General features: G+C 72.3%; 8 protein-coding genes. 2 read left to right on the top strand and 6 right to left on the bottom strand.

Annotated features, from left to right (window positions below):
* The coding region (locus ACRDTB_RS35805) for a PfkB family carbohydrate kinase (RefSeq protein ID WP_431436691.1) at positions 1–721 on the bottom strand (721 nt) is incomplete at its 3' end.
* Positions 718–1,683 carry an ABC transporter permease gene (locus tag ACRDTB_RS35810; protein WP_431436692.1) on the bottom strand — a complete coding sequence of 322 codons (966 nt, stop codon included), beginning with the start codon at positions 1,681–1,683 and terminating at the stop codon, positions 718–720. The genes ACRDTB_RS35805 and ACRDTB_RS35810, both read right to left, overlap by 4 nt.
* A gap of 111 nt (positions 1,684–1,794) precedes the next feature.
* On the opposite strand from ACRDTB_RS35810, the gene ACRDTB_RS35815 reads away from it, so the two are divergent.
* The gene (locus tag ACRDTB_RS35815) at positions 1,795–2,778 is read left to right on the top strand and encodes a LacI family DNA-binding transcriptional regulator (protein ID WP_431436693.1); all 984 of its coding nucleotides are present in this window, start codon (positions 1,795–1,797) and stop codon (positions 2,776–2,778) included.
* A 57-nt stretch (positions 2,779–2,835) separates the two neighbouring features.
* Positions 2,836–3,564, top strand: coding sequence for a phosphodiesterase (locus ACRDTB_RS35820; protein ID WP_431436697.1), 729 nt, complete (start codon positions 2,836–2,838; stop codon positions 3,562–3,564).
* Positions 3,565–3,567: 3 nt separating this feature from the next.
* Here ACRDTB_RS35820 and ACRDTB_RS35825 read toward each other — a convergent pair whose 3' ends face one another.
* The 4 genes from ACRDTB_RS35825 to ACRDTB_RS35840 all read right to left on the bottom strand — a co-directional run.
* On the bottom strand, positions 3,568–5,025 hold the full coding sequence (locus ACRDTB_RS35825) for an AlkA N-terminal domain-containing protein (RefSeq protein ID WP_431436698.1): 1,458 nt from the start codon (positions 5,023–5,025) through the stop codon (positions 3,568–3,570).
* Positions 5,026–5,123: 98 nt separating this feature from the next.
* On the bottom strand, positions 5,124–5,237 hold the full coding sequence (locus tag ACRDTB_RS35830; RefSeq protein ID WP_431436694.1) for a DUF397 domain-containing protein: 114 nt from the start codon (positions 5,235–5,237) through the stop codon (positions 5,124–5,126).
* Between the two features lie 16 nt (positions 5,238–5,253).
* Complete coding sequence (locus ACRDTB_RS35835) at positions 5,254–6,126, bottom strand: helix-turn-helix domain-containing protein (RefSeq protein ID WP_431436695.1); 873 nt, start codon at positions 6,124–6,126, stop codon at positions 5,254–5,256.
* A gap of 99 nt (positions 6,127–6,225) precedes the next feature.
* Positions 6,226–9,436: S8 family serine peptidase (locus tag ACRDTB_RS35840; RefSeq protein WP_431436696.1), on the bottom strand; the 3,211-nt coding region annotated here is incomplete at its 5' end.

Genomic DNA, 9,436 nt, shown 5'->3' on the forward strand with positions numbered 1-9,436 from the left:
GCGCCACCGCGAGTGCCGCCGCGCCGTGCCACACGTCGCCCGCGCCCACCGTGTCCCGTACCTCGGTCGCCGCCACCTCGACCTCACCGCTCGCGCCACCGGCCGTCCAGCGCACCGGGTCCGGCCCCGCCGTCCGGGTCACGACAGGGTTGGTCAGCGCGGACGGTGCGGAGAACGCCGCCGAGCACGCGCATACGTCCACATAGGACAGAAGCACGGCGAGCACCGGCTTCCAACTGCCCGCGTCCAGCACCACCGGGACCCCCAGCGCACGGGCGGCCCGCGCGGCCCGCAGCGCCAGGTCCGGGTGGTGGCCGTCGAGCAGCAGGCAGCCCGCGCCGCCGAGGTCCACCTCCGCCATCGCCGCCACGCCCGTCGCGTTGTGCGACACCACCGTCCGCTCGCCGTCCGACTCGCGCACCGACACCGCGCTCACCGCGGGCGGCGCCACCCGGTAGGGCAGCACGTCGGTCACCTCGACCCCGCAGGCCGCCAGGTCGCGCCGGGCCAGCTGCGCGAGCGGATGCGAGCCGAGCACGGTGGACAGCCGCGCCGTGCCGCCGAGCGCGGCCACCGCCACCGCCGCGTTCGCCGCCGGGCCACCGGCCGCGAGCTCGACCGACGAGGACTGCACCTTCTCCCCGGGCACGGGCAGCGAGCCCACCCGCTGCACGAGGTCGACCGTGCACAGCCCGACCGCCACGACGTCCGAGCCGCTCATCGCCTGCTCCCCAGGGAGAACCGGTCCACGGCGACCGCGAGGATCATCAGCACGCCGATGGCGATGTCCTGGTACAGGGTGTCCACTCCGGACTGTGCGAGCCCGGTACGCAGCACCACCACGATCAGCGCGCCGGCCAGCACGCCGAGCACGCCGCCACGTCCGCCGAACAGGCTGACACCGCCGACGACCACGGCGGCGATCGAGTCGAGGTTGCCGAGCGGGAGGGCCTCGGGGTCCGCGATGGGCACCCGGCCGAGCGCCTGCCACGCCGCGACCCCGTAGCACAGGCCCGCCACCGCGTACACGGTCAACGTCCTGCGGCGCACGGGGACCCCGTCGCGGCGCGCTGCCTGGCGGTCGGCGCCGATCGCGCGGATGTCGCCGCCCCACCGCGTTCTCGACAGCACGAGCCAGGTCGCGAGGTACATGGCGAGCAGGACGCCCATGCCGTAGGTCAGCTCGATCCGCCCGAACAGGTACTTCGTGGTGCCGAGCAGCCCGGCCGTGCCGTCGGTGACCGTGTAGGTGCGGCCCTGCGCGTACAGCTGGATCGACGCGGTGACGATCACCAGCGTCCCGAACGTGACGATGAACGGCGGCAGCCGAAGCCCCGACACCAGCCCGCCCGTGACCGCGCCGATCACGAGCGCCACGAGCAGGCCCGTCAGGAGCGCGACCGGACCGGGCATGCCGGTCAGGGCCAGCTTCGCGATCACGAGCGTGCCGAGCACCGCCACCACCGCGTTCGCCAGGTCGACTCCGGCGGTGAGGATCACCAGCGCCTGGCCGAGCGCGAGGGTGCCGACCACCAGCGACTGCTGGACCAGCAGGGACAGGTTGTCGACCCCGAGAAATCCGCCGCGCGCGAGCCCGAACATGGCCACCAGCACGGCGAGCGCGAGGACCGGGGCGACGGTGCGCTTACGCACGGGCGGGAGCCGCTGTGTCCGAGCGGGCATTTCGCGACCTCCACGGCGAGCCGGTTTGCGGGGCCTCTCGATGATCTCTGTACCGTGATCTCTGTACCGTTGCGCAAGCGCTTGCGACAGTACCGAAACCTGGAGCCTTCCATGGTCACCATGCGAGACGTCGCCCGGCTGGCGGGCGTGTCCATCACGACGGTCTCGCACGTGGTCAACTCGACCAGGTCGGTCGCGCCGGAGACCAGGACGCGGGTGCTGGACGCGATCGAGCACATCGGTTACACGGGCGACGCCATCGCGAGATCGCTGGTCACCGGCGGCACCCGCTCCCTCGGGGTGGCGATCTCGCTCGTCGCGAACCCGTACTTCGCCGGGCTGATCCGGGCCATCGAGCACGAGACCGCGCGCTCTGGCTACACGCTGGTGCTGGCCGACACGCACGACGAGCCGGAGGCGGAGCGGTCCGCGGTCCGCACGCTGCGGTCGCGCCGGGTCGACGGGCTGATCCTCACGCCGTCGCCGCACGCGTCCGAGACCGTGCTGCCGGAGCTGCGCCGGCTGGGGCTCCCGATCGTGCTGCTGGACCGGCTGACCACGAGCCAGGACATCGACCAGGTGGGGCCGGAGAACGTGTACGCGACCTCCGGGCTGGTGCGCCATCTCGCGGACCTGGGGCACCGGCGGATCGGGATGATCAGCGGGCCGCCCGGGCTCGCGACGTCGTCGGAGCGGGTGCTCGGCTACCGGCTGGGGCTCGGCCGCTCGCGGCTGCGGTGGGACGAGGAGCTGGTCGTCCCGGGCGCACCGGCCGCGCTCGGCTCGTTGCTGGACCTGGCGGACCCGCCGACCGCCGTGGTGGCCGGCGACAACACGACGCTGTCCGGCGTGCTGCGCGAGTGCCGGCGGCGCGGGCTGCGGGTGGGCGGCGATCTCGCGGTGGTCGGCTATGACGACGTGGAGTGGGCGGACCTGCTGGACCCGCCGGTCACGACGGTCGCGCAGCCGGTCGAAAAGCTGGGCCGGACCGCGGTACGCCTGCTGCTGGACCGGATCACGGACCCGGACCGGCCACCGGTCACCAAGCGCCTGCCGACGACGTTCATGCACCGCCACTCGTGCGGCTGCCCCTGATGCGCCGAATCGTTACTGTGGCGGGAAAGCGACGCCGGGAGGTGCGGAACCGTGATCATGTTCGCTCAGCTCAGCGACACACATCTCGATGGCGGGGAGCGCAACGCGGAACGGGCCGCGCGGGTGATGGACTACCTCAACACCCTGCCGCGGGCGATCGACGCGGTTCTGGTCACCGGCGACATCGCCGATCATGGTGAGCCGGCCGAGTACGAGCAGGCCCGCAAGATCCTCTCCTCGCCGTACCCGGTGCTGACCTGCCCCGGCAACCACGACGTGCGCGGGCCGTACCGGGAGGTGCTGCTCGACCAGGCCGGCGGCGACGCCCCGATCAACCAGGTGCACGAGGTCGCCGGAGCCGTCTTCGCGCTGTGCGACTCCACGATTCCCGGCCGGCCCGACGGACTGCTGGCCGACGAGACGCTGGCCTGGCTGGACGAGGTCCTCACCGCCGAGCCCGAGGCGCCCGCGTTCATCTGCTTCCACCATCCGCCGGTGCTGCTGCACCAACCGATGATCGACGGGATCCGGCAGCGGGGCGAGCAGCGCCTCGCCGAGCTCGTCGCGCGCCACCCGCAGGTCGTGGCGATTCTCTGCGGCCACGCGCACACCCCGGCGGCCACCACGTTCGCGGGGCGGCCGCTGCTGGTCGCGCCGGGAGTCGTCGCCACGCTGAGGTTGCCGTGGGAGAACGACGACCTCGACTACGAGCTGCCGCCCGCGTTGGCGTGCCACATCCTCGACGACGACCTGCGGCTCACCACGCACTACCGCGTCGTCGTGTGAACCTCAGCCGGCGCGCCACAGGTGCATGCCCGCGTACGAGCGCCACGGGCGCCACGCGCCGGCCCGCGCCTCCAGACCGTCCACATCGGACGGTAGGCCCAGGGCTCGGGCGCCCTTGCGCAGCGCCACGTCGGTGGACAGGAGCACGTCCGGCGAGCCCAGGACGCGCATCAGCACGTAGCCGGCCGTCCACGGACCGACGCCCGCGAACCGCCGCAGCGTCAGGGAAAGCTCGTCGGCGTCCGCGCCGACGTGCACGTCCAGCTCACCGGCGGCCAGCGCGGCGTTGACGGTCAGCACGGTGTCTATCCGGCGGCGCGGGCCAGTCAGCACGGACGCGCCGCGCGAGGCCATGGCGACCGGGGTGGGGAACAGCGTGGTGAGCGAGCCGTCCGGCGACGGCAGCGGGTCGCCCAGCGCACCGGCCAGCGAGCCGAGCGCGGTGCGCGCCGCGGCCACCGAGATCTGCTGGCCGATCAGTGCCCGGGTGACGATCTCCGCGCCGTCCACGCTGCCGGGCAGGCGCACGCCGGGCGCCGCGGCCACCGACTGGGCGAGTGCCGGGTCGGCGCCGAGCACCTCGGCGACCGCGTTCGGGTCCGCGTCCAGGTCGAACAGCCGGCGCAGGCGGGACACCGCGCTGCCCAGGTCCCGCAGGTCGGTCAGCCGCAGCGCGCAGTGGAAATGCCCGTCCGCGGGCCGCAGCCACGCCGTGCCGGTCCCGTGCGGCAGCCGCAGCGTCCGCCCGTACGCACGGTCCTCGACGGACTCGACACCTGGGATCGCCCGTGCGGCAAGGAAGGCCATGACCCCGTCGGCGTCGTACGGCGGGCGGTACGGCAGCCGCAGCGTGACCTTCCCCGCCGCCGGCCCGGCCGGGTGCGACCGCCGCCGCGCCGCGACCCGCAGGCCCGACGGCGTCGCCGCGAACACCGCTCGGATCGTGTCGTTGAACTGCCGCACGCTCGCGAACCCCGCCGCGAACGCGATGTCCGCGAACCCCAGCGAGGTCGTCTCGATCAGCAGCCGGGCCGAGTGCGCGCGGTGCGCTCGCGCCAGCGCCAGCGGACCTGCACCCAGCTCCGCGGTGAGCACCCGGGTCAGGTGCCGCTCCGAGTAGCCGACCCGCCGCGCGAGCCCCGGCACGCCCTCGCGCTCCACCACGCCGTCGCCGATCAGCCGCATCGCGCGGCCGGCCAGGTCCGCACGCAGGTTCCACTCCGGCGAGCCCGGCACCGAGTCCGGCAGGCAGCGCCGGCACGCGCGGAAACCGGCCTGCTGCGCGGCCGCCGCCGTGGGGAAGAACAGCATGTTCCGCCGCTTCGGCGTGATCGCCGGGCAGGACGGCCGGCAGTAGATCCGGGTGGTCCGCACGGCCACGATGAACTGGCCGTCGAACCGCGCGTCGCGCGACGCCGACGCCCGGTAGCCCTGCTCCTCGTCAATCCGCACGAAACCCATGCTGCCAGCGCCGACGACGCCCGGCTCGCGGGAAACGGCCTTGAAGGACGCCTTCAGGACGCCCAGCGACCGCAAGGACGCCTTCCAGGCATTACGGGCTAGCGGGACACGGACGCCACCAACGCGCGCCAGCGGCGGGCGTCGAGGGCGAGGGTGGGGCCGGCGGTGTTCTTGGAGTCGCGAACGGCGACCACGGTCGGGGCGAACGCCACCTCGACACAGTTGCCGTCAGATTCCTCGCTGAAGCTGCTCTTTCGCCAGGTGGTCGGGGGCATCGGGGGAGTCCTCCGGTCGGTCGAACTCGCTCGCCAGCGCGGCGAGCCACTCCCGCGATTCTCCCTTGCTCAGCGCGACCTCGGACAGCCGGGTCAGCTTGTTCGCGTACTTCGCCACATGGGCGAAACCCTCAAGGTAGATGTTGGCCGAGTCGAGGTACACCAGCGGATCATGCCCGCTGTAGCGCAATATCACGAACCCGACACCGAACATCGAGCGCGCACCCGGTGCGGCCGGCACCACCCGGATGGACACGTGCGGCTGCTCGGCGAGCAGCACCAGCTTGAGCAGCTGCTCGTTCATCACCCTCGAGCTGCCCACCGGCAGGCGCAGCGCCTGCTCGTGCACGAAGAACGAGTGCGGCCGGCCGTGCACGACGCGCTGGCGCTCCATCCGCATCCACACCCGGTGCCGGGCGATCGTCGGCTCCAGCTCCTCGACGCCGATCAGTTCGGTCGCGTACTCCTCGGTCTGCAGCAGGCCCGGCACGACGAGCGGGTCGTAGCTCTCCGAGGACTCCGCGGCGTTCTCCTGCAGCACCAGCGTGCGCAGCCGGTGGGTCATCCAGTAGCCCGGTGCGCCGCGGTCCCGACACAGGGACAGCAACAAGTCCATGTCGTCCGCGTCCAGCCCGCAATGGGCCGCGTATCGCACCACGTCGATCTCGCTGATCCGGGTCAGGCCGTTCTCGACCCGCGACACCGTGCTGACCGACCAGCCCAGCCGGTCGGCCAGCACGTGCCCCGAAATCCCCGCCTGCTCCCGGTATCGCCGAAGCTCGTCACCCAGCTCGCGCGCCTGCGCCGCACCCATCCGCTTTGCCATACCGGGCAACGTAACCCCAGCCGGACGCGAACCCGGCACGCCGACACGAAAGATCACCGCATCGGCGCACCGGGCCCGTTTTGTTGCAGTAGCTGCAAATCAGCCCGTGACCGACTGGATGACGACGTCACCCGTGCCGACCAGCGCGCCCGAGTTCGTCCGCACCAGCACGTTGCCGAACAGCACCCGGCCGGCACCCGGCGCCGCGCCCGGCGTGAGCGTGCCGGTCACGGTCCAAGACGAGCCACCCGGCCGCTCCTGGTCTGTGTCGGCGACCGTGAACGTGCCGAACGCCGAGCCGGTGAACACGTCGAGGTAGTCGTACGTGGTCTCCCCGGCCGGCACCGCGAAGCCCTCGACCCGCACCTTCCACTGCCCGGCCGCCGGGTCGTCGACGAACGCCTCCTCCTCGGAGTCGCCGTCGGCGGAGACCGCCACGTCCCGGCAGGTACCGCTCGTGCAGTCGGAGATGAACAGGTCGAGGTCCGCGTTCAGGTCGGACGTGTTGCCGATCTTCGCGCGCAGCCGGTCGGCGCCCGCCGGCACGGCCACCTCGAACTCCTGGACCTCGCGGTCCCCGATGGTCGGGGTGCCGACCACCGCGCTGCCGAGGTCGGTGCCCTGCGCCCGGCCGGTGAACGGACCGAACCCGTTCGTCAGCGTGTACTGCCGCTCCAGCGGCTGGCCGAGCTGCGCGGACGGGATCGTGTCGGGGTTCGGTGACACGGTCGCGCCCAGCACCGAGGCGGTCATCGTGTACGGCGCGAACGCCGCGTCCGAACTCCGCCGCGCCTCGACCACGATCTCCCACACGCCCGGGAGCGGGTTGGTGAACGTCCGGCTCGCCGGGTCGCCTGTGTCGCAGCCGTTGCCCGGTGGCACCGGCGGGTTGTAGCAGTTCAGCGACGAGTTGTTCTCGATCGGCACGCCGTAGGGGTGGTAGCGCAGGAACCGGATCTGGCCGGCGCCCGGCGTGGTGCCGCCGCCCGTCAGGTCGATCTTCAGTGCCGGGACACCCTCCGGGACGCGGACGAAATAGCTGTCCGTGTCGTTGCGCCCGACCTCGCCACCGTGCCGGATCTGGTAGCCGCCCGCCTCGGTGAAGTCCTCGGCGGCGATGACCGTGTTCATCGTCTGGTACTCGATGCCCGTGGTCATCGGGCTGTCCAGGTTCAGGATCGCGGAGTGCGCGCCGGCGGTGCGCGGGTTGACCGTCACCCGGAACTTGACCGCGCTGTTCTTGCGCAGCGTGATCGACTTCGGCGAGCTGAACGTGCCGTCGTTGCCGACCCAGCGGACCCTGTAGGTCAGCGGGTGGCTCGGGCCGGACGTGCGGGTGAACGTGTACTCGCGCGTGTAGCGGTCGCCGCGCTTGACGCCCTCGCGGTCGTGGATGCCCGTGCCGATGCCGGGCGTGACGGTCAGGAAGTCCGACAGCGCCGTGTTGACCTCGACCGCCGACGTGATGTCGGTGACCGCGATGTTCGCCTTCAGCGCGTTCCAGGCCTTGCGCACGTCGATGAGGCCGTTGCCCTGCTCGTAGGCCTGGTAGTTCGGGATGAACCGGGCGGTCGAGTTGAACGCCTGGCGCAGCTGCGCCGCCTGGTGCGACACGTTCCGCTGGATCGCGGCGCTGACGAGCAGCGTCGCGGCGCCGGCCGCCTGCGGCGAGGCCATCGAGGTGCCCTGGAGCATCGCGTAGCCCGGCGGCAGGTCGTACGTGCCGGGCACCGGCCCGCCCGCCATCCACAGCGGGATCGTCGAGATGGCCGAGCCCGGGGCGATCACGTTCGGCTTGAAGCCGCCGTCCTCGCGCGGACCGCGCGAGGAGAACGGGTGGATGTTCTGCTCGTACTCGGCGTCCGAGCCGTAGTTGCGCTGCCAGGACGCCTTCGTGATGTACGTGCCGACACTCATGATCTCCTCGCCCAGCGACGGCGGGCTCGCGGTGTTGACACCGGGGCCGTCGTTGCCGGCGGAGATGAACATCTGCACGTCGTGGTCGGTGATCAGCTTGTTGTAGAGCTGCTCGCGCGCGCTGTTGCCGTCGTTGACCAGGTCCAGGCCGCCGATCGACATGTTGATCACGTCCACGCCCGCCTCCTGGACGGCGTAGATCATGCCCTCGTCCATCGCGTGCGAGGTGCAGCCGGCGACGAACAGGCACGCGCGGACCGAGACCAGCTTCGCGCCCGGCGCCGCACCGCTCATGGCGCCGTCGAACAGCTTGTTGCCGGCGACGATGCCCGCCACGTGGGAGCCGTGCTCACCGGCGACGATGCCGATGTTGACCGAGTCGGTGGCCGGGCTCGTCTGCACGACGAACGGCATGGACTCCGCGACCGGGGTGGCCGGGTCGTCCGTGCCGAACGCGCCGACGTCCTGCTTGACCTTGTAGTCGGTCATCGGCTCGTCGTCGGCGAAGTCCTTGTTCTGGTTCGTGTCGACCCACACGGTGCCGGTGGCCGGGTCCCACAGCACGCCGAACGTGCCGATGCTGCCCGCCGGGTTGCCGTCGCGGTTGACGTCGTTGCCGAGCTCGCCGCCCAGCCGCGGGTCGCGCTCGTCGAACACCCCGAAGCGGTAGCCCGACGGCTGACCCGGCGCCGGGTCCGACATGTCGATCCACGTCGGGTCGTTGTCCTCGTTGACCCCGTTCGCGAACGCCGGGTCGGTGGCCGTGATCCAGTCGACGATCTTGCGCTCGCCGGTACTGGTGGTGTTCAGCGACGGGTGGGCGAGGTCCACCCCGGTGTCCACGATGCCCACGGTGACGCCGCGGCCGTCGAACTTCGGGTGCGCGTCGACGAACTGGGCCGCGCCGGTGTCCCCGGTCGGCATGTACGGGTTGACCCGAGGCGTGTCCGCGCCGGGCGCCGGCTGCGGCGAGGGGTCCTGGATGCCCTCCGGGCGCGGGTCGTCGAGCTCGATCTCGCGGTCGACGTTCACGCCGTCCACGCCGGGCAGCTTCGCGACCGCCTCGGCCTCGCCGACGGGCACCTCGACGCGGAGGTAGCCGAGATCGTCGGCCCGGTACCGGATCTTCGCGCCGGCCTCGGTCAGCGCGCCGATGATGCTCTTGTCCGCCATCATCTGCAGCTCGATCGTGCGCTTGCCGTCCTGTCCGGCCTGCGCGACCAGTTCCCGGTCGTGCTTGCCGAGCCCGACGCCGGTGCCGGGCTGCTGCGGGGCTGCCGGCGCGGCCGCGGCGGCCGACGGGAGGGCGGCGAGCGAGATACCGGTCGCGGCCGCGACCAGTGCCGCGCCGAGGCCGGTTCTGCCTCTGCGGCGCGAGGTGGTTCGGGTCATC

The sequence above is a fragment of the Actinophytocola sp. genome, from assembly GCF_050699935.1.
Classification (GTDB): domain Bacteria; phylum Actinomycetota; class Actinomycetes; order Mycobacteriales; family Pseudonocardiaceae; genus Actinophytocola.